This window comes from Burkholderia sp. LFS061, from assembly GCF_047978125.1.
GTDB classification, from domain to species: Bacteria; Pseudomonadota; Gammaproteobacteria; order Burkholderiales; family Burkholderiaceae; genus Burkholderia; species Burkholderia pyrrocinia_C.
In genome coordinates, this window is the sequence record NZ_JBFPFS010000006.1 from 115703 (window position 1) to 134055 (window position 18353).

Below are 18353 nucleotides of genomic sequence, written 5' to 3' on the forward strand. Positions count from 1 at the left end.
ACTGTTTTATAGCGCCGGAGAAATAATGCGCGTTACGCGTTCGGCGGGGCATAAAATCAGTTTTTAATCTGACATGCGGCTGCGGCTCCCGATGGCCGACGGCCCGCCTCTCTTGACTCGACTCGCGTCCACCATGCCACACGCCCTGATTGTCGAAGACGATCCCAACAGTCTCTCCGGCCTCACCGCGCTGCTCGCCGCAGACGGCTTCTCGGTCGACACGGCCACGTCGCTCGCCGAAGCGCGTACGGCGCTCGGCCGCTCGATTCCCGATGTCGTCCTCGTCGACCTGAACCTGCCGGACGGCAGCGGGTTCGACCTGCTCCAGCACCTGCCGCAGCAACAGCCGAACGGCTCGTTGCCCGTCATCGTGCTGACGGGCAACGCGACGGTCGAAAGCGCAATCGAGGGCCTGCGTCACGGTATTTGGGACTACCTGCTGAAGCCGATCAACATTCCGCGCCTGCGCAGCCTGCTCGCGCGAATCCCCCGCCCGTACGAACTGATCGACGAAGTGCAGTCGCTGCGCGCATCGCTGCGCCATCTCGGCCGCTTCGGCGCACTGGTCGGCCGCAGCGACGCGATGCAGCACGTGTACGACATGATCGAGCACAACGCGCGCACCGAAACGGCCGTGCTGTTCGCGGGCGAAGCCGGCACCGGCAAGAAGCTGGCCGCACGCACGCTGCATGAACTGAGCCGCCGCCGCAAAGGGCCGTTCGTGTCGTTCGACTGCCGGACGATCACGCAGGCCGGCCGGCACGGCGCATCGCTCGACAGCGTGCTGTTCGGCCATGAGCGCGGCGCATTCGACGGCGCCGAGCGCCGCGAATCGGGCCTGTTCGAACAGGCGGGCGGCGGCACGCTGTTCCTCGACGAGATCACCGCGCTGCCGCTCGTGCTGCAGGAAGCGCTGCTGCAAGCGCTCGATTCGCAGAACTTCATGCGGATCGGCGGCACGAGCGCGATCACGAGCGATTTCCGGCTGATCGCGACCACGCGCCGCCCGGCGCGCGAAGCGGTCGCGAACGGCACGCTGCGCGAGGATCTGTGGCTGCGCCTCGATGCGGCATCGGTCACGATGCCGCCGCTGCGCGAGCGCGACGGCGACGCACTCGCGATCGCGGACGCGCTGATCGACGAACTGAACCGCGAAGCGCGCGCGACCGGCCGCAACACGACCGACAAGCGCGCGGCGCCAGGCTTCGTGCGCGAATGCGTGTCCTACGAATGGCCCGGCAACGTGCGTGAGCTGCAGGAGCGCGTGCGCTTCGCGTACGACGCATCGGGCGACTTCATCGAGACGCTGCGCGCCGGTGAGACCAGCTTCGCCGCCGGCGCCGCGCTGAACGGCAGCAGCGTGCAGATCAAGGTCGGCACGCCGCTGGCCGACGTCGAGGATCTGCTGATCCGTGCGACGCTCGACGCGGTCGGCGGCACGCGCCACCGCGCGGCGACACTGCTCGGCATCAGCCCCAAGACGCTGTACAACAAACTGCAGCGGATGAAGGTGAACTGAGCGGCCGGCGATGCATGCGGGCGCTGACAGGATTTGACCGTTAGTTGCGCCATGAGGTCGCCGTGCCGGCATGCCTGATTTCCGCCGCAGTCCCGTTCACGCCTGCCGCACCCCATGTAAAAAGCCGCGCGGTTGCGCGGCTTTTTGCTTCAGCGACCGGAATGGCGCGGTTCCGCGCCCCTTCCCCGCTTACGCCAGTGCGCTGCTCAACAGCGCCTGCGCCTGCAGATACTCGGGCTGCACGATCAGCCTGTCCCACTTGAGCGCCTTGCCGCGCGCGCGCATCCGCTTGAGACGTCGTACCGACTCGGCCGATGCGTGCGCCTTCAGCCCGTTCAGCACGACCTCGGCTGCGTCCGGCTGGTTGCAGACGAGCACCATGTCGCAACCGGCGGCGAGCGCGGCTTCGGCCGCCTGAGTGAGCGTGCCGCCTTCGCGGGCGGCCTCCATCGACAGGTCGTCGCTGAAGATCGCGCCCGTGAAGCCGAGCCGGCCGCGCAGGATGTCCTGCAGCCACACGCGCGAGAAACCGGCCGGCCGCTGGTCGACCCGCGTGTAGATCACGTGCGCGGGAATCACCGCGGACAGCGACAAGCCGAGCCAGTCGTACGGCGCGACGTCCTGCTTGAGGATCGCGTCGAGCGTGCGATCGTCGGTCGGCAGCGCGACGTGCGAATCGGCCTCCGCGAAGCCGTGCCCCGGAAAATGCTTGCCGCAGTTCGCCATGCCGGCGAGCGACAGCCCGTGGTTCAGGCTCTTCGCGAGCAGCGTGACGACGCGCGGGTCGCGATGGAACGCGCGATCGCCGATCACTTTCGAGTGCCCGTAGTCGAGATCGAGCACGGGCGTGAAGCTCATGTCGATCCCGCACGCGCGCAGCTCGGCGGCCAGGATGTAGCCGACGGCGGTCGCGACCTTCGTCGCGAGCAGCACGTCGCGATCCCACAGCTCGCCGAGGCGGCGCATCGCGGGCAGCACCGTGAAACCGTCGGTGCGGAAACGCTGCACGCGCCCGCCCTCATGATCGACGGCGATCAGGACGTCTTCGCGCACCGCGCGGATCGAGTCGGTCAGCGCGGTCAGTTGCGCACGATTCTGGAAGTGCCGCGCGAACAGGATCACGCCGCCGGTGTTCGGATGCGCGAGGCGCCGCGCATCGTCGCGCGACAGGGCCGTGCCGACGACGTCGAGCATGACCGGGCCGGGAGTCGTTTTCATCGAATCGGGAATTCCGTCAGGAGGAGGTTCGGGAAACAGGTGCAGGCGCGGCGTCCGTCTCGGCGATCACGAACGACACCGCATAGTCGCGTTCGTCGCTGACCGTCACGCGCGCCGTGATGCCGCGCGCGGCAAGCCAGTCGGCCAGCTCGCCCGACGCGACCACGTACGGCTCGCCGCTCGGGTGGTTGAGGGTCTGCAATGCACGCCACGTCATCGGCCAGTGCATGCCGAGCCCGATCGCCTTCGAGAACGCTTCCTTCGCGGAAAAGCGCGTCGCGAGAAACGCGATGCCGCGCGCCTCGGAACGTGCGCGACGCGCATGGAACACGCGCAGCTCGTCGGGGCCCAGCACCTTCTCGGCAAACCGGCCGCCCGTGCGTTCGAGCACGGCCGCGACGCGGCTCACCTGGGCAATGTCGGTACCGATACCGTAGATCGCCATGTCAGTACGCGCCGGAGCGTCCCAGCGGAGCCGGGTTGCAAACGACGCCGGCGGCGCGATGGAACTTCATCTTCAACGCGCGCCGCCATGCAGCGCGGCGACGCGTGCGGCAACCATGATCGCCTTCATCTCGCGCACCGCGTTGTCCCAGCCCGCGAAGATCGCGTGCGCGACGATTGCGTGGCCGATGTTCAGCTCGACGATGCCGTCGATCGCGGCAATCTGCTGCACGTTCGTGTAATGCAGGCCGTGACCCGCGTTGACCTTCAGGCCGAGCTGCGCGCCAGCCTGCACGCCCGCGACGATGCGCTCGTATTCGCGCTGCTGCGCGGCTTCGTCTTGCGCCTCGGCGTAGCGGCCCGTATGCAGTTCGATCACCGGCGCGCCCGCTTCGTGCGCGGCGCGGATCTGCGTTTCGTCCGGATCGATGAACAGCGACACGCGCACGCCCACGTCGGCAAGCTGCTTGCACGCCGCGCGCACGGCCTCGAAGTGGCCGGCGACGTCGAGGCCGCCTTCGGTCGTCAGTTCCTCGCGCTTCTCGGGCACGAGGCACGCGTCGTGCGGACGCACTTCACACGCGATGTCGAGCATCTCGGCCGTCACCGCGCATTCAAGGTTCATGCGCGTCTTCAGCAGCGGGCGCAGCTTGCGCACGTCCGCGTCGACGATGTGACGGCGATCCTCGCGCAGGTGCAGCGTGATCGCGTCCGCACCGGCCTCTTCGGCGGCGAGCGCCGCGCGGATCGGGTCGGGATAGGCCGTGCCGCGCGCATTGCGCAGCGTCGCGACGTGGTCGATGTTCACGCCCAGGTCGATGGCGGTGGGCGTTGTCAGGAAGAAGCTCATAGGTTTTGCAGGTCGATCAGGATCTGGCGCGTGGCAAGCGGCGTACCGCCGAGATAGGTGTTCAGCAGGAAGCGCATCAGCGTCTTGCTTTGCGCAACCGTCTGGGCTCGATGGTAATCGTCCTGCTCCATGTCGAGCAACGTCTGTCCGGTGATGACCGGCCAGTGCGACGGCACATCGTCGTCCGCATTGCGCACGCCGCGCTCGGGATCGAACACGTAGCGGCGGTCGGGTTCGACCGCACGGCGCGCGACCGTGCGGTTCAGCGCCATCGCGTAGCCGGTCTCGCGCAGCAGCACGCGCTCGAACGAACGCAGCACCTGCACCGCGGGTTCGCCGTGCGCGAGGCGCGTGAGGGTCAGCACGTAATGATTGAACAGCGGCGGCTGGGGATCTTCGCGCGCGCAGAACTTCACGAGCAGTTCATTCGCGTAGAAGCCGCACAGCAGCCCGTCGCCGACGAGCGGCAGCATCCCGCCGACCCACTCGGCGCCCGTCAGCGTGCGCACCTCGGATTTGCCCGACCAGGACAGCAGCAGCGGCTGGAATGTCTGCAACACGCCGCGCAGTGCGGAGTGCGGGCGCTTCGCACCCTTCGCGACGAGCGCGAGCCGGCCGTGATCGCGCGTCAGCACGTCGACGATCAGGCTCGTTTCCCGGTACGGATAGCTGTGCAGCACGAACGCCGGCTGCTCGGCGACGCGGAAATCGGACGTGCGAGACGTCGCGCGCCGCGCCTTGCGCGGCGGTTCGGGCGGTGCCGGCAGCGGCGCGTCGTTCGCGCCGGCCGTCACCGCGTCTTCAGTCGACGTCAGCGCGTCATTCGTACCCATAGGCGCGCAGCCCCGCCTCGTTGTCGGCCCAACCGCTCTTCACCTTCACGAAGGTCTCGAGGTACACGGGGCCGTCGAACAGCTTCTCCATGTCCATCCGCGCCTCGGTGCTGATCTGCTTGAGCTTCTCGCCCTTCTTGCCGATCACCATCGCCTTGTGCGAATCGCGCTCGACGAGGATCGTCGCGAAGATGCGCTTCAGGCGCCCCTCCTCCTCGAACTTGTCGATGATGACGGTGCTCGTGTACGGCAGTTCGTCGCCGGTCCAGCGGAACACCTTCTCGCGCAGGATCTCGGCCGCGAGGAAGCGCGAGCTGCGATCGGTCAGCTCGTCCTCGCCGTAGATCGGCTCGCCTTCCGGCAGGTACGGCTTGATCGTCTCCAGCAGGCGCTTGATGTCTTCCGGCCGCTGCGCCGACAGCGGCACGAGTTCGGTGAATTCGCGCAGCGCGCTCATCTGCTGCATGAACGGGAACAGCGTCGCCTTGTCGGCCACGCGATCGATCTTGTTCGCGATCAGCAGCGTCGGCATGCCGGGCGGAATCAGGTCGAGCACCTTCTGGTCGTCGGGCCCGAAGCGGCCCGCTTCGATCACGAACAGGATCACGTCGACCGACGTCAGTGTCGACGTGACCGCGCGGTTCAGCGAACGGTTCAGCGCGGTGCTGTGACGGGTCTGGAAACCCGGCGTGTCGACGAACACGAACTGCGCGTCGTCGAACGTGTTGATGCCGGTGATGCGATGGCGGGTCGTCTGCGCCTTGCGCGACGTGATGCTGATCTTCTGGCCGACGAGTGCGTTCATCAACGTCGACTTGCCGACGTTCGGGCGGCCCACGATCGCGATCATGCCGCAACGGAAACCGGTAGGAGCGGGAGTGTTCATATCGTTTGGGAGACAGGTTCGGAAACGGCCGCGCGGCGCGCGGCACGATCGATGGGCAATTCAGTGGTCGGCATCGGCCACGCGCGCCTGCGTGGCAGCAAGGCTCGCACCGCCCGGCGGCGTATCGGAATCGGGCGCCGCGGCATCGCGAGCACGCACGGTCGCGCGCGAAGCGGGGTCGGAGCCGGCCGAAGGCTTGTCGGCGGACGACGATGCCGGATCGGCTGCGTGGCCGGCCGGTTTGTCGGCTGCGCGCGGCGCGGGCGCGGCTTCCGCGGGTTTTTCCGCAACCTTGTCGGTGCGCTCGGCCGGCTTTTCGGCAACCTTGTCGGTCGCCGGCTTCGTCGCCCGTTCGCCCTTGTCGGCAGCCGACTCGACATGCGCCGCTCGAATCGCGGCCATCGGCGCCGCAGCCGGCTCTACGCCGGCGCCGGTCGCAGCGGTTGCCGCAGGCACCGCACCGGCCGCCTTGGCCTCGCGCGCCGCCGCACGTTCCTTCCGCTCCGGCGAGCGCAGGTCGAGCGCTTCCTGCACGCCCTTCACGCCCGGCACGATTTCGGGTTCGACATGCTTCGACCCGCGCGCGTTTTTCGAGCGCTTCGGCTTCGTGGCCAGCATCGGCGCGGCCGCCATCACCTCGTCGAGCGCCTTCTTCGCTGCGGCCTGCTCGGCCGCGCGCCGGCTCGCACCGGAGCCCGACACCTTCACGTCCAGCTTCGGCACCGTGCATTCGACTTCGAATTGCTGATTGTGCGCCGCACCATGCGTCGCGACGACCGTGTAGGTCGGCAGCGCGATCTTGTGCCCCTGCAGGTATTCCTGCAGCAGCGTCTTCGCGTCCTTGCCGAGCGTGCGCGGATCGATGTGGTCGAGAATCGGGATGTAGAGGCGCTTGATGACCCCTTGGGCGGCTTCGAAGCCGCCATCGAGGAACACGGCCCCGATGATGGCTTCGAACGCGTCCGCGAGGATCGACGGGCGGCGGAAACCGCCGCTGCGCAGTTCGCCCTCGCCCAGCCGCAACCCGTCCGAAATATTCAGGGCCTGAGCAATTTCGTACAGCGACTGCTGTTTGACGAGGTTGGCGCGTACGCGCGACAGGTCACCTTCGTCCAGCTTGCTGAAACGCTGGAACAAAAGGGCGGCCACCGCGCAATTCAGAACGGAGTCGCCGAGAAACTCGAGCCGTTCGTTGTGCGTGGCACTGTGACTGCGATGGGTCAAAGCCTGGCGCAACAATTCCGCATTGCGAAATTCGTAGCGCAGCCGGCTTTCCAACTGGGATAGGGGCATGTGCAGGAGTATAACGCGGGCGCCGGTCGGGCCGAAACGGCACGGCCGGACACGAAAAGGCGTGACGAGGCGGTGTTACCGCCGGTTCTTAAAGTAGTTCGGCAATACGCGACGCGGCCCGTGCATCGCGTATTGCGCGTGAGTCGAATGCGATCAGTTGAAGGAACCGATGCGCTTCAGGTCGCTGAAGTTCATCCAGATGAAGAACGCGCGGCCGACGATGTTCCGGTCCGGCACGAAACCCCAGTAGCGGCTGTCCGCGCTGTTGTCGCGGTTGTCGCCCATCATGAAGTAGTGACCGGGCGGCACCTTGCAGATCACGCCGCGGCTGTTGTACGTGCAGTTGTCGCGATACGGATAGTCGTATGCGCCCATCACGAACGGCGGCACCGCGGGGTTGTTGAGGATCGCGTTCTTCTTGTTGCCGATCGTCTCCTCGAACTGCTTCGCGTAATTCTGGCGCTCGTCGTCGAAGAAATCGGGCAGCGGCGTTTCGGGCACCGGCTGGCCGTTGATCGTGAGCTGCTTGTCCTGGTACGCGACCGTGTCGCCCGGCAGGCCGATCACGCGCTTGATGTAGTCGACCGACTCGTCCTTCGGATAACGGAACACGACGACGTCGCCGCGCGACAGCGGGCTGCCCTGCGTGATCTTCGTGTTCGTGACCGGCAGGCGCAGCCCGTACTCGAACTTGTTGACGAGGATGAAGTCGCCGACGAGCAGCGTCGGCACCATCGAGCCCGACGGAATCTTGAACGGCTCGATGATGAACGAACGCACGACGAACACCGCCAGGATCACCGGGAAGAAGCTCGCGGTGTACTCGAGCCACCACGGCTGGCGCAGCTTCTCGTCGCGCAGCTTCGAACGCGTCTGCACGGCGTTTTCGTCCGCGAAACGCTTGTCGATGCGCGACTGCTGGCGATCGAACTCCTCGATCGCCGAGTCGGCCGCCATGCGTCGCCGCGGCAGGAACACCAGTTTGTCCAGCACCCACGCTACGCCCGTCACGGCGACGAGCACAAAAAGAATCAGCGCAAAATTCATGAAAGGAACAGTCCTGTTATTTGTCTTCGACGCGCAAGATCGCAAGGAACGCTTCCTGCGGGATCTCGACCGAACCCACCTGCTTCATGCGTTTCTTGCCTGCTTTCTGCTTTTCGAGCAGCTTCTTCTTGCGCGTGATGTCGCCGCCATAACACTTCGCCAGCACGTTCTTGCGCAGCGCCTTGATGTTCTCGCGGGCGATGATGTGCGCACCGATCGTGGCCTGGATCGCCACGTCGTACATCTGGCGCGGAATGATCTCGCGCATCTTCGCCGCCACTTCGCGGCCGCGATACTGCGATTGCGACCTGTGGACGATCACCGACAGCGCGTCGACCTTGTCGCCGTTGATCAGCATGTCGACCTTCACGACGTCCGCCGACCGGTATTCCTTGAACTCGTAGTCCATCGACGCGTAGCCGCGCGACACCGACTTCAGGCGGTCGAAGAAATCGAGCACGATCTCGGCCATCGGGATTTCGTAGGTGAGCTGCACCTGGCGGCCGTGATACTGCATGTTGATCTGCGAGCCGCGCTTCTGCGTGCACAGCGTGATCACCGAGCCGACGTAGTCCTGCGGCATGTAGAGATTCACCGTGACGATCGGCTCGCGGATCTCCTCGATCTTCGGCGGCTCCGGCATCTTCGCGGGATTCTCGACCATCACGATCGAGCCGTCGCTCATCAGGACCTCGTAGACCACGGTCGGCGCCGTGGTGATGAGGTCCATGTCGAATTCGCGCTCCAGCCGCTCCTGCACGATCTCCATATGCAGGAGACCCAGGAAGCCGCACCGGAACCCGAAGCCGAGCGCCTGCGACACTTCCGGCTCGTACTGCAGCGACGCGTCGTTGAGCTTCAGCTTCTCGAGCGATTCGCGCAGCGCGTCGTACTGGTTCGCTTCCACCGGATAGAGGCCGGCGAACACCTGCGGCTTCACTTCCTTGAAGCCCGGCAGCGCTTCCGCCGCCTGCTTGGCCGCATGCGTGACGGTATCGCCGACCTTCGCGGCCGTCAGTTCCTTGATGCCGGCGATGATGAAGCCCACCTGCCCCGCCGACAGCGAATCGAGATTGCGCGACTTCGGCGTGAACACGCCGATGTGCTCGACCGGATACTGCGCGCCGGTCGCCATCATCTTGATCTTGTCCTTCGGGCGCAGCGTGCCGTTGACGATGCGCACCAGCATCACGACGCCGACGTAGTTGTCGAACCACGAATCGATGATGAGCGCCTGCAGCGGCGCGTCCGGATCGCCCTTCGGCGGCGGCACCTTCGCGATCAGCGCTTCGAGCACATCCTCGACGCCGAGGCCCGTCTTCGCACTGCAGCGCGTCGCGTCGGTCGCGTCGATGCCGATCACGTCCTCGATCTCCTCGATCGCGTTCTCGGGGTTCGCGGCCGGCAGGTCGATCTTGTTCAGCACCGGCACGACCTCGACGCCGAGCTCGATCGCCGTGTAGCAGTTCGCGACCGTCTGCGCCTCGACGCCCTGGCTCGCGTCGACGACCAGCAGCGCGCCTTCGCACGCGGACAGCGAACGGCTGACCTCGTACGAGAAGTCGACGTGCCCCGGCGTGTCGATCAGGTTCAGGTTGTAGACCTTGCCGTCGCGCGCGCGATAGGACAGTGCAGCCGTCTGCGCCTTGATCGTGATGCCGCGCTCGCGCTCGATATCCATCGAGTCGAGCACCTGCGCTTCCATTTCACGGTCGGCGAGACCGCCGCAGACCTGGATGATGCGATCCGCGAGCGTCGACTTGCCATGGTCGATGTGCGCGATGATCGAGAAATTGCGAATATGATCCATTCAGTGCCGATCAAGCGAAAAAGGCGCGCTCGACGACTGCGGAGCACGCCTTGTGTAAGTCGGTGAAAAAACAGCCTATTTTAGCCGAAAAGGCCTTCACCGGGCGGTATTTCGGACGCCGGGCCGCGCGGCACCCGGCCGGGGCGCCTGCCGGGCGAAGTCCCGTGCGAAGCGACACCGGCCAGCGACAGGCTCAGCGCCGGGCCATGAGCGCGTCGCGCACCCTCGCGTCGTCGAACCGGTGGCGGCACACTTCCGCGCCGTCCAGCAGCAGCACCGGCACGTCCTCGTCGTAGCGGGCGACGAGCGCCGCATCGGTGTCGATGTCGACATAGTCGACCGCGACGCCGAATTCGGCCGCCACCGGCGCCAGTGCGTCGCGCATGTCGTCGCACAGGTGGCACCAGCCGCGGCCGTAGAGCGTGAACATCGGCGCGTTACTTCTGGCGCGGCCGCACCGGCACGAACTGCGTATTGTCGCCGCGCCGCACCAGCACCGCGACCGCCTTTTGCGGATCGAGCTGCGCGGTCACTTCGGCGAACTGCTTCGCGCTCGTGATGTCGGTATCGCCGACGCGCAGCACGATGTCGCCGCGCTGCAGGCCCGCACGGGCAGCCGGGCCGTCGACGCCGTCGATCTGCACACCGTTCTTCAACTTCAGCGTCTTCAACTGATCCGCCGTCAGGTCGCTAACCGTCAGACCGAGCGAATTGGTCTGGCGCGGCTTCTGCGGCGCGTTCTTGCGCTGTTCGGCCTTGGCCGTCGACTCGACCGGCGTCTCCGCGATCGTGATCGGCAAATCGCGCGCCTGACCCTTGCGCCATACGCTGACGGTCGCCTTCGTGCCGGGCTTCGTGTCGCCGACCATGCGCGGCAGGTCCGACGCCGCGTCGACCGGGCGGCCGTTGAACTTCAGGATAATGTCGCCCGGCTGGATGCCTGCCTTGTCGGCCGGGCCGCCCGGCTCGACGCTGCTGACGAGCGCGCCTTCGGCCTTCGGCAACCCGATCGAGTCGGCCACGTCCTTCGTCACCTCGCCGATCGCCACCGCGATCCGGCCGCGCGTGACCTTGCCCGTCGCCTTCAGCTGATCGGCCACGCGCATCGCCTCGTCGATCGGAATCGCGAACGAAATGCCCATGAAGCCGCCGGTACGGCTGTAGATCTGCGAGTTGATGCCGATCACCTCACCCTGCATGTTGATCAGCGGGCCGCCCGAGTTGCCGGGGTTCACGGCGACGTCGGTCTGGATGAACGGCAGATAGTCGCCCGTGTTGCGGCTCTTCGAGCTGACGATACCGGCCGTCACCGTGTTGTCGAGACCGAACGGCGAACCGATCGCGACGACCCACTCGCCGACGCGCACCTTGTTCGAGTCGCCGATCGCGACGACAGGCAGGTTCGACGCCTGGATCTTGACGACCGCGACGTCCGTGCGATCGTCGACGCCGATCAGCTTCGCCTTGAATTCGCGCTTGTCGGTCAGCGTCACGTAAATGGTGTCCGCGTCGTCGACGACGTGCGCATTGGTCATCACATAACCGTCGGCCGACACGATGAAGCCCGAGCCGACGCCGCGATTCTGCTCGGTGTCGGGCGGATTGTCCGGTGCCGGCGCATTCTTCGGGTTGCCGTTGCCGCTACCGTTGCCGGGCGCCTGCGGCAGCGGAATGCCGAAGAAGCGCCGGAAGAATTCCGACATGTCGCCGTTGTCGAAGCCCGGCGGGAGCATCCCGCGCGGGCCGCTGCTCGTCGGCACGTTGGCGGTGGTCCTGATGTTCACGACGGCCGGCCCGACCCTTTCGACCAGATCGGCGAAGTCGGGCAGGCTGGCAGCGGGAGCCGTCACCGCGATCGCGGTATGCGGCACGAGCGGCAGGCAGGCAGACAACGCCGCCGCCGCGAACCATTTGCGCAGCGTGTGTTTCATCATGTCGGAAGCCGTAGCGTTACTTGGAAGCCTTGTATTCTATGGCAGACGCGAACTGCTGCAACGTGGCCGGCGGCACTTCGCCGAGCACGGTGATCCAGTAGTCGCCGCGACGCTTCACGAGAACGTGCGTCGCACCGGTGCTGCCCGCGCCTTCCTTGCGCGTGTTCTTCTCGGCCGGTTCGATGAAAACGGAGATCGTCGCGAGACCGTCGGTGAAGACGGCCTGATCGACCGGAATCGGCGGATCGCCCGCATCGCGCGCAGCCATCGGCCGGCGCACTTCGCGGATCTTCTTGAAACCGGCGACGCTCGGCGCAAGCTGCCAGCCCTGCGCTTCCATGTCGACCGTCGCGACCGGCGGGCGCACGACGGTCCAGCCGCTCAGGTTGCGCATGCCGGCCGCGATCGCGGCCTTGTCGCCGCTCGCACCGCCCGTCTGCAATTGCGAGAACGCAATCTGTTCGAGCACGTGATCGTTCGCATCCAGCGTCTGCGAACGCAGCAGCAGCCCCGTGCGAGCGTCGGCCCAAAGCTTGTACGTGAAACGGTAGGCATCCTTCGGTACGAGCTCGACGACCTGCGCGTCGATCCCGGCCACGCGGTCCTTGCCGAGCAACTTCGCATCGTAGACGGACATCACGTGTTCGCCGCTCGCGCCGAGCAGCGCGGGGAACGAATCGCGCGTCTGACGGCGCTCGACCACGCACAGCTTGCGCTCCGGCACGAACGTGTACAGCTCGTCGTTATGCCGCAGCAGCTTGCGCGGCTTGCCGTCGAGCGTCTCGATCCGCTCGAACTCGCCGTCGCGGGACGCGACGTGCGCGATGCGCGACGACTGGACATACCCGCCGCGCTGGTAGACGAACGTGCCCTCGTAGCTCTGCTGCTGCGCCGCCAGCTGGACGCGGTCGAGCCAGTCGGCGGCACCCTTGCGGGTCGCGACGGGATCGTCCGGTTGCTGGGCGCTGGCAGGAAGGGATTGAACGGACAACAGGGCGGCTGCGCAAAGCAGGAGGGCCGGCAGCCGCTTCCATCCGGAGATGGCGTGATTCAACTGCAATGTCCGCATCGGGTTTATTGGCCTGGCGTGGTGGTCACGGCAGCGCGGATCAGCGGCATCGAACCCGTGACGACGGGCTGCTGCGCGAATTGCTGGTGCGCTTCAAGGTATTGGTCGAGACTGGCGTCGCGAATGATGTTGACGTCCTGCAGCCCCGGCTGGGCCGACGCCTGCGCGACCGTCACGCGCTGCAGGTTGCCGCTTTGCGGCGCACCGACCGACGCGACCTGGACGGCGCCCGGCGTGCCGGCCGTCTGCAGTTGCGGAACGACGATCCACGTCAGCGTGGCCGCCGCGGCGGCCACCGCGAACGCGGGCACGACACGCCGGCGCAGCGACAGCAGCCTGCGCGCGACCGGCGCGGCCGCCGGCGCGAGCAGGTGCGGCTCGCTCTCGAGCGCGGCCGACATGCGCGCGGTGAACGCGACGCTCAGCGCGGGCGACAACGCGAGTTCGTCCGAGCGCAGCGCATCGCCGATCAGGTGGTAATGGGCCCACGCAGCGCGATCCGCGCGGTCGAGCTCAGCCAGAAACTGCCCGTGATCCGGGCCATCGAACATTTCGCCGTCGACCAGCGCGGAAAGGCGCTCGCCGCGTGAGCACGCCTGCGACTGCGTATTGACCGACCCCATGATGCTCCCCATCTTGCACACCCCGTCGTGACTTCACGACTCTATCCGTTACTAGACCCCGACCCGCGTCGTTCCGCCCATCGCGCTTACCAGCGCTTGCCTTCGGGCGTATCGAGCAGCGGACGCAATTTGGCAGCGATTGCCTCGCGAGCACGGAAAATTCGCGACCGGACCGTCCCGATCGGACAGCCCATCATTTCCGCGATCTCTTCGTAGCTCAGGCCCTCGATCTCGCGCAGCGTAATCGCCTGGCGCAATTCTTCGGGCAAGGCGGCCATTGCAGCGTTGACCGTCTCGGCAATCTGCTTGCTCATCAACATCGACTCAGGCGTGTTGATATCCCTTAGTTGGTCTGCGTCGGAGAAAGTTTCCGCTTCCTCCGCATCGGCCTCGGTCGAGGTCGGTGCGCGGCGACCTTGCGTCGCAAGGTAGTTCTTCGCCGTATTGACGGCAATCCGGTACAACCACGTGTAGAACGCAGATTCGCCGCGAAATTGCGGCAACGCACGGTACGCCTTGATGAACGCGTCCTGGGCTACATCCTCGACCTCGGCGGGATCCCGCACGAGGCGCGAGATCAGCCGAATGATCTTGCGGTGGTATTTGGAGACCAGGAGTTCGAACGCTGCCTTGTCGCCCTTCTGTACGCGCTCGACCAGAACCTGATCAATTTCTTTTTCACTCACCTGACAAATCCATTAACTAGGGATGCAACGTGGAGCGCTATTGTAGCGTTCCCGCACCGGCCGCTGGTTACGGTCGGTAACCGTGCCGCCGTCATGCCCGCCCCGCCGCGCCCGCGGTTCTCGCCAGCACGGACAGCGCGCTGAACGACGCGGCGTCGAGCGCATCGGCCGGAATCAGCAGCGGCCGGGCCCGCCGGGCGCCCTGCCCGACCGACAGCACGAGCAGCAGGCTGCTCCAGTGCGCATGGCCCGTCACACGGCCGCGGGCCAGCAGCCGCCCGGTGCGGCCAAACGCCGCAATTTCCCCGAATGCGTCGATCCACAACTCGGCCGGTAGCCGGCGGGCGCAGGCCCGCACGGCGCACACGGCCAGCAGCGCGGCCGTCGCGGCCGACACGCATGCGCCGGCGGCAGCGCCCGCGCGCGGCGTCCAGAACAGGTATGCCGACGCGGCAGCCGACGCGACGAACGCGGCCAGCACGACATACGACACGGCCGAGGCCCGCAACGCAAAGCGCTGCGGACGCCCGGCCGGAGCATCGAATGGACTCGTCAAGCGATTTCAGCGTCAGACGCGCTTGAACACCAGCGTGCCGTTGGTACCGCCGAAGCCGAAATTGTTCTTCACGGCCACGTCGATCTTCATGTCACGCGCGGTGTTCGCACAGTAATCGAGATCGCATTCGGGGTCCTGGTTGAAGATGTTGATGGTCGGCGGCGACACGTTGTTGTGCAGCGCCAGCACCGTGAACACCGACTCGAGGCCGCCCGCGCCGCCCAGCAGGTGGCCTGTCATCGACTTCGTCGAGTTCACGACGAGCTTGTACGCATGCTCGCCGAAGGCCGCCTTCACCGCGTCGGACTCGTTCTTGTCGCCCAGCTGGGTCGACGTGCCGTGCGCGTTCAGGTACTGGACCTCGTCCGGGTTCACGCCGGCGTCGCGCAGCGCCGCGACCATGCAGCGGCGCGGACCGTCCATGTTCGGCGCGGTCATGTGGTACGCGTCGCCCGTCATGCCGAAGCCCGCGACTTCCGCGTAGATCTTCGCGCCACGCGCCTTCGCCGACTCGTACTCTTCCAGCACCATCACGCCTGCGCCCTCGCCCAGCACGAAGCCGTCGCGATCCTTGTCCCACGGACGGGACGCGGTCGCCGGATCATCGTTGCGGGTCGACAGCGCTCGCGCGGCCGCGAAGCCGCCGATGCCGAGCGGCGACACCGTCGATTCGGCGCCGCCCGCGACCATCACGTCCGCGTCGCCGGCCTGGATCAGGCGCGCGGCGAGACCGATGCTGTGCAGGCCGGTCGTGCAGGCCGTCACGGTCGCGAGGTTCGGGCCCTTTAGGCCGAACATGATGCTCAGGTGGCCCGAGATCATGTTGATGATCGAACCCGGCACGAAGAACGGCGAAATCCGGCGCGGGCCGCGATCGACGTAAGTCTGGTGCGTATCTTCGATCATCGGCAGGCCGCCGATGCCGGAACCGACCAGCACGCCGATGCGTTCCGCATTGGCGTCGGTCACTTCCAGACCACTGTCCTTGAGCGCCTGCACGCCGGCGGCGATGCCGTAATGGATGAAGGTATCCATGCTGCGGGCTTCCTTCGCCGGGATGTACTCCTCGGCGCTGAAACCCTTCACCTCGCCCGCGAAATGCACGGCGAGGTTCGACGGATCGAACTTCGTGACGGTGGCGATACCGGACTTGCCGGCGACGAGATTGGCCCAACCGTCGGCAACATTATTGCCAACAGGCGAAATCAGCCCCAGGCCTGTAACAACAACACGACGGCGGCTCACGGTAACCTCTTTTCCATTATTGGATGACAAAAACAAAAGCCACAATGGCCACAGGAACCAGCCCTGCGAGCCCTGTGGCTGTTAGTCCGTCCGGCGCGAAGCCGGCAGGATGGCGCGTCAATCGCGAAGATCGCGGCGACGTGGCGAACAAGCGCGAAAGGCGCTTACGCCTTGACGTTTGCGCGAGCGTAGTCGATCGCTTGCTGAACGGTCGTGATCTTCTCTGCTTCTTCGTCCGGGATTTCCATGCCGAACTCGTCTTCGAGAGCCATCACCAGTTCGACCGTGTCGAGCGAGTCGGCGCCCAGATCGTTCACGAACGAAGCTTCGTTCTTGATCTCGGCTTCCGCGACGCCCAGTTGTTCAGCGACGATCTTCTTGACACGTTGTTCGATGTTGTCCATTACCCCTCCGAGGGAAAGTTCAGATTTACAAGTGCGCGCATTTTATCAGGTTTGCTGACGCCAAAACGCGCGTTGGCTTGATGGCCGATCAAGCGCCGATCCGCCTGAAAAACGGGATACGGCGCGGATAGTAAACGAAAATCGTTACGACATATACATGCCGCCGTTCACGTGCAGCGTCGTGCCGGTGATGTAACCGGCCTGCGGCGATGCGAGGAACGCGACGGCATGGGCGATGTCCTCCGGGCTGCCGAGGCGGCCGAGCGGAATCTGGGTCTTGAGCGCGGCCTGCTGTTCTTCCGGCAGCGTCTTCGTCATGTCGGTGTCGATGAAGCCCGGCGCGACGCAGTTCACGGTGATGCCGCGGCTGCCGATTTCGCGCGCGAGCGCACGCGTCATGCCCGCGACGCCGGCCTTCGCGGCAGCATAGTTGACCTGCCCCGGGTTGCCGGCCGAACCGACCACCGACGTGATGTTGATGATACGGCCGCCGCGCGCCTTCATCATCGGGCGCAGCACCGCGCGCGACAGGCGGAACACCGACTTCAGGTTGGTGTCGATCACCGCGTCCCAGTCCTCGTCCTTCATCCGCATCGCGAGCTGGTCCTGCGTGATGCCCGCGTTGTTGACGAGCACGTTCAGCGCGCCGAATTCCTTCACGGTCGCGTCGATCAGCGTCTCGGCGGCCGCCGCGTCGTTGACGTTCAGCACCGCGCCGCGGCCCGTGACGCCCGCTTCCGCGAACGCCGCGGTGATCGCGGCAGCGCCCGATTCGCTCGTTGCGGTGCCGATCACCGTCGCGCCCAGGCGCGCGAGTTCGAGCGCGATCGACCGGCCGATGCCGCGCGACGCGCCGGTCACGATCGCAACCTGTTTATCGAGAGTCTTTTCCATGAATCGAATATCCGTCTCTTGAGAAAAGGCGCCGCGTCAGGCGGTCACCAGCTTGAGCGCTTCGTCGAGCGACGCCGGATCGAACACCGACGCCCCCGTCAGGTTGCCGTCGATGCGCTTCGTCAGGCCGGCGAGCACCTTGCCCGGACCGCATTCGATCACGTGCGTGACGCCCGTGCCGGCGATGTGCCGCACGCACTCGACCCAGCGCACCGGGCCTGCCGCCTGACGCACCAGGGCGTCCTTGATCGCGACCGGATCGCTGACCACGGCGACGTCGATATTGTTCACGACCGGAATCTGCGGCGCCTTCACGTCGACATTCGCGAGATAGTCGCGCAACTGGTCCGATGCCGGCTTGAGCAGCGACGAATGGAACGGTGCCGACACGGGCAGCGGCAGCGCGCGCTTCGCGCCCTTCGCCTTCGCGATCTCGCACGCCTTCTCGACGGCGGCCTTGTTGCCTGCGATCACGACCTGCGCGGGCGCATTGAAGTTCACCGCTTCGACGACCCCCGCTTCCGCGGCTTCGGCGCACACCGCGCGCACCGTGTCGTCGTCGAGGCCCAGGATCGCGGCCATGCCGCCCTGACCGACCGGCACGGCCGCCTGCATCGCCTGCGCGCGGAAGCGCACGAGCGGCACCGCGTCCTTGAACGCGAGCGCGCCCGCCGCGACGAGCGCCGTGTATTCACCGAGGCTGTGACCGGCGACGATAGACGGCGCCGGGCCGCCTGCCTGCTGCCACGCGCGGTAGCACGCGTAAGCGGCGGTCAGCATCACGGGCTGCGTGTTGGTGGTCAGATTCAGCTCTTCGGCCGGGCCTTCGGCGATCAGCTTGCCGAGGTCCTGATTGAGTGCGTCAGACGCCTCCTGGAGCGTCTCGCGCACGACAGCCAGATCGGCGAATGCGTTGAGCATGCCGACTGCCTGCGAGCCCTGCCCCGGAAAAACGAATGCAAATTTCATATCGTCCCCAATTGAATCGATTCGGACGGCGCGCACGAACGGCGCGCCGATGAGATCCGCGCGCAGCAGTCGC

General features: G+C 66.3%; 19 protein-coding genes. 1 reads left to right on the forward strand and 18 read right to left on the reverse strand.

Going from position 1 to position 18353, the window contains the following annotated elements:
• Nucleotides 1-133 precede the first annotated feature (133 nt).
• Nucleotides 134-1519, forward strand: a complete 1386-nt coding sequence (locus ACNQQL_RS07530; protein ID WP_175962311.1) for a sigma-54-dependent transcriptional regulator — start codon at nucleotides 134-136, stop codon at nucleotides 1517-1519.
• A gap of 189 nt (nucleotides 1520-1708) precedes the next feature.
• Here the strand turns inward: ACNQQL_RS07530 and nagZ are convergent, their stop codons facing one another.
• From nagZ to fabD, 18 genes are all read right to left on the reverse strand, one after another.
• Nucleotides 1709-2737, reverse strand: coding sequence for a beta-N-acetylhexosaminidase (nagZ, locus tag ACNQQL_RS07535; protein WP_347063737.1), 1029 nt, complete (start codon nucleotides 2735-2737; stop codon nucleotides 1709-1711).
• Nucleotides 2738-2753: 16 nt separating this feature from the next.
• Nucleotides 2754-3182 carry a holo-ACP synthase gene (acpS, locus tag ACNQQL_RS07540; RefSeq protein ID WP_021159685.1) on the reverse strand — a complete coding sequence of 143 codons (429 nt, stop codon included), beginning with the start codon at nucleotides 3180-3182 and terminating at the stop codon, nucleotides 2754-2756.
• A 72-nt stretch (nucleotides 3183-3254) separates the two neighbouring features.
• Entirely contained in the window at nucleotides 3255-4031 is a 777-nt protein-coding gene (gene pdxJ, locus ACNQQL_RS07545; RefSeq protein WP_347063738.1) for a pyridoxine 5'-phosphate synthase, read from the reverse strand.
• On the reverse strand, nucleotides 4028-4864 hold the full coding sequence (gene recO, locus ACNQQL_RS07550; RefSeq protein ID WP_072435992.1) for a DNA repair protein RecO: 837 nt from the start codon (nucleotides 4862-4864) through the stop codon (nucleotides 4028-4030). The genes pdxJ and recO overlap by 4 nt, the downstream gene beginning before the upstream one ends.
• Nucleotides 4851-5750 carry a GTPase Era gene (era, locus tag ACNQQL_RS07555; RefSeq protein ID WP_072435993.1) on the reverse strand — a complete coding sequence of 300 codons (900 nt, stop codon included), beginning with the start codon at nucleotides 5748-5750 and terminating at the stop codon, nucleotides 4851-4853. The genes recO and era overlap by 14 nt, the downstream gene beginning before the upstream one ends.
• A gap of 60 nt (nucleotides 5751-5810) precedes the next feature.
• Complete coding sequence (gene rnc, locus ACNQQL_RS07560) at nucleotides 5811-7043, reverse strand: ribonuclease III (protein WP_347063739.1); 1233 nt, start codon at nucleotides 7041-7043, stop codon at nucleotides 5811-5813.
• Between the two features lie 153 nt (nucleotides 7044-7196).
• The gene (lepB, locus tag ACNQQL_RS07565) at nucleotides 7197-8090 is read right to left on the reverse strand and encodes a signal peptidase I (protein WP_072435995.1); all 894 of its coding nucleotides are present in this window, start codon (nucleotides 8088-8090) and stop codon (nucleotides 7197-7199) included.
• Between the two features lie 16 nt (nucleotides 8091-8106).
• Nucleotides 8107-9900 (reverse strand): translation elongation factor 4, encoded by a 1794-nt coding sequence (gene lepA, locus ACNQQL_RS07570; RefSeq protein WP_034183103.1) that lies wholly within the window; start codon nucleotides 9898-9900, stop codon nucleotides 8107-8109.
• A gap of 193 nt (nucleotides 9901-10093) precedes the next feature.
• Complete coding sequence (locus ACNQQL_RS07575) at nucleotides 10094-10330, reverse strand: glutaredoxin family protein (RefSeq protein WP_034183102.1); 237 nt, start codon at nucleotides 10328-10330, stop codon at nucleotides 10094-10096.
• A gap of 7 nt (nucleotides 10331-10337) precedes the next feature.
• Nucleotides 10338-11834, reverse strand: a complete 1497-nt coding sequence (locus tag ACNQQL_RS07580) for a DegQ family serine endoprotease (protein WP_072435998.1) — start codon at nucleotides 11832-11834, stop codon at nucleotides 10338-10340.
• 16 nt (nucleotides 11835-11850) lie between these two features.
• A complete protein-coding gene (locus tag ACNQQL_RS07585; RefSeq protein WP_347063740.1) occupies nucleotides 11851-12903 on the reverse strand; it encodes a MucB/RseB C-terminal domain-containing protein in 1053 nt (350 codons plus the stop codon).
• Between the two features lie 5 nt (nucleotides 12904-12908).
• Nucleotides 12909-13526 carry a sigma-E factor negative regulatory protein gene (locus tag ACNQQL_RS07590; protein WP_072436000.1) on the reverse strand — a complete coding sequence of 206 codons (618 nt, stop codon included), beginning with the start codon at nucleotides 13524-13526 and terminating at the stop codon, nucleotides 12909-12911.
• Between the two features lie 86 nt (nucleotides 13527-13612).
• The gene (gene rpoE / locus ACNQQL_RS07595) at nucleotides 13613-14212 is read right to left on the reverse strand and encodes an RNA polymerase sigma factor RpoE (RefSeq protein ID WP_034183098.1); all 600 of its coding nucleotides are present in this window, start codon (nucleotides 14210-14212) and stop codon (nucleotides 13613-13615) included.
• A 91-nt stretch (nucleotides 14213-14303) separates the two neighbouring features.
• Nucleotides 14304-14768: a hypothetical protein gene (locus ACNQQL_RS07600; RefSeq protein WP_347063741.1), complete on the reverse strand. Its 465-nt coding sequence runs from the start codon at nucleotides 14766-14768 to the stop codon at nucleotides 14304-14306.
• 12 nt (nucleotides 14769-14780) lie between these two features.
• A complete protein-coding gene (fabF, locus tag ACNQQL_RS07605; protein WP_072436002.1) occupies nucleotides 14781-16013 on the reverse strand; it encodes a beta-ketoacyl-ACP synthase II in 1233 nt (410 codons plus the stop codon).
• Nucleotides 16014-16177: 164 nt separating this feature from the next.
• On the reverse strand, nucleotides 16178-16417 hold the full coding sequence (gene acpP / locus ACNQQL_RS07610) for an acyl carrier protein (RefSeq protein ID WP_004197638.1): 240 nt from the start codon (nucleotides 16415-16417) through the stop codon (nucleotides 16178-16180).
• A gap of 144 nt (nucleotides 16418-16561) precedes the next feature.
• Entirely contained in the window at nucleotides 16562-17311 is a 750-nt protein-coding gene (fabG, locus tag ACNQQL_RS07615; RefSeq protein ID WP_072436003.1) for a 3-oxoacyl-ACP reductase FabG, read from the reverse strand.
• Between the two features lie 36 nt (nucleotides 17312-17347).
• A complete protein-coding gene (gene fabD, locus ACNQQL_RS07620) occupies nucleotides 17348-18280 on the reverse strand; it encodes an ACP S-malonyltransferase (protein ID WP_347063742.1) in 933 nt (310 codons plus the stop codon).
• Nucleotides 18281-18353: the final 73 nt, after the last annotated feature.

Coding starts and splice junctions, on each gene's coding strand:
- lepB (WP_072435995.1), bottom strand. CDS start 8,090: ATGAATTTTGCGCTGATTCTTTTTGTGCTCGTCGCCGTGACGGGCGTA.
- nagZ (WP_347063737.1), bottom strand. CDS start 2,737: ATGAAAACGACTCCCGGCCCGGTCATGCTCGACGTCGTCGGCACGGCC.
- lepA (WP_034183103.1), bottom strand. CDS start 9,900: ATGGATCATATTCGCAATTTCTCGATCATCGCGCACATCGACCATGGC.
- rnc (WP_347063739.1), bottom strand. CDS start 7,043: ATGCCCCTATCCCAGTTGGAAAGCCGGCTGCGCTACGAATTTCGCAAT.
- era (WP_072435993.1), bottom strand. CDS start 5,750: ATGAACACTCCCGCTCCTACCGGTTTCCGTTGCGGCATGATCGCGATC.
- fabD (WP_347063742.1), bottom strand. CDS start 18,280: ATGAAATTTGCATTCGTTTTTCCGGGGCAGGGCTCGCAGGCAGTCGGC.
- ACNQQL_RS07585 (WP_347063740.1), bottom strand. CDS start 12,903: ATGCGGACATTGCAGTTGAATCACGCCATCTCCGGATGGAAGCGGCTG.
- pdxJ (WP_347063738.1), bottom strand. CDS start 4,031: ATGAGCTTCTTCCTGACAACGCCCACCGCCATCGACCTGGGCGTGAAC.
- ACNQQL_RS07575 (WP_034183102.1), bottom strand. CDS start 10,330: ATGTTCACGCTCTACGGCCGCGGCTGGTGCCACCTGTGCGACGACATG.
- recO (WP_072435992.1), bottom strand. CDS start 4,864: ATGGGTACGAATGACGCGCTGACGTCGACTGAAGACGCGGTGACGGCC.
- ACNQQL_RS07580 (WP_072435998.1), bottom strand. CDS start 11,834: ATGATGAAACACACGCTGCGCAAATGGTTCGCGGCGGCGGCGTTGTCT.
- acpS (WP_021159685.1), bottom strand. CDS start 3,182: ATGGCGATCTACGGTATCGGTACCGACATTGCCCAGGTGAGCCGCGTC.
- fabG (WP_072436003.1), bottom strand. CDS start 17,311: ATGGAAAAGACTCTCGATAAACAGGTTGCGATCGTGACCGGCGCGTCG.
- ACNQQL_RS07530 (WP_175962311.1), top strand. CDS start 134: ATGCCACACGCCCTGATTGTCGAAGACGATCCCAACAGTCTCTCCGGC.
- acpP (WP_004197638.1), bottom strand. CDS start 16,417: ATGGACAACATCGAACAACGTGTCAAGAAGATCGTCGCTGAACAACTG.
- ACNQQL_RS07590 (WP_072436000.1), bottom strand. CDS start 13,526: ATGGGGTCGGTCAATACGCAGTCGCAGGCGTGCTCACGCGGCGAGCGC.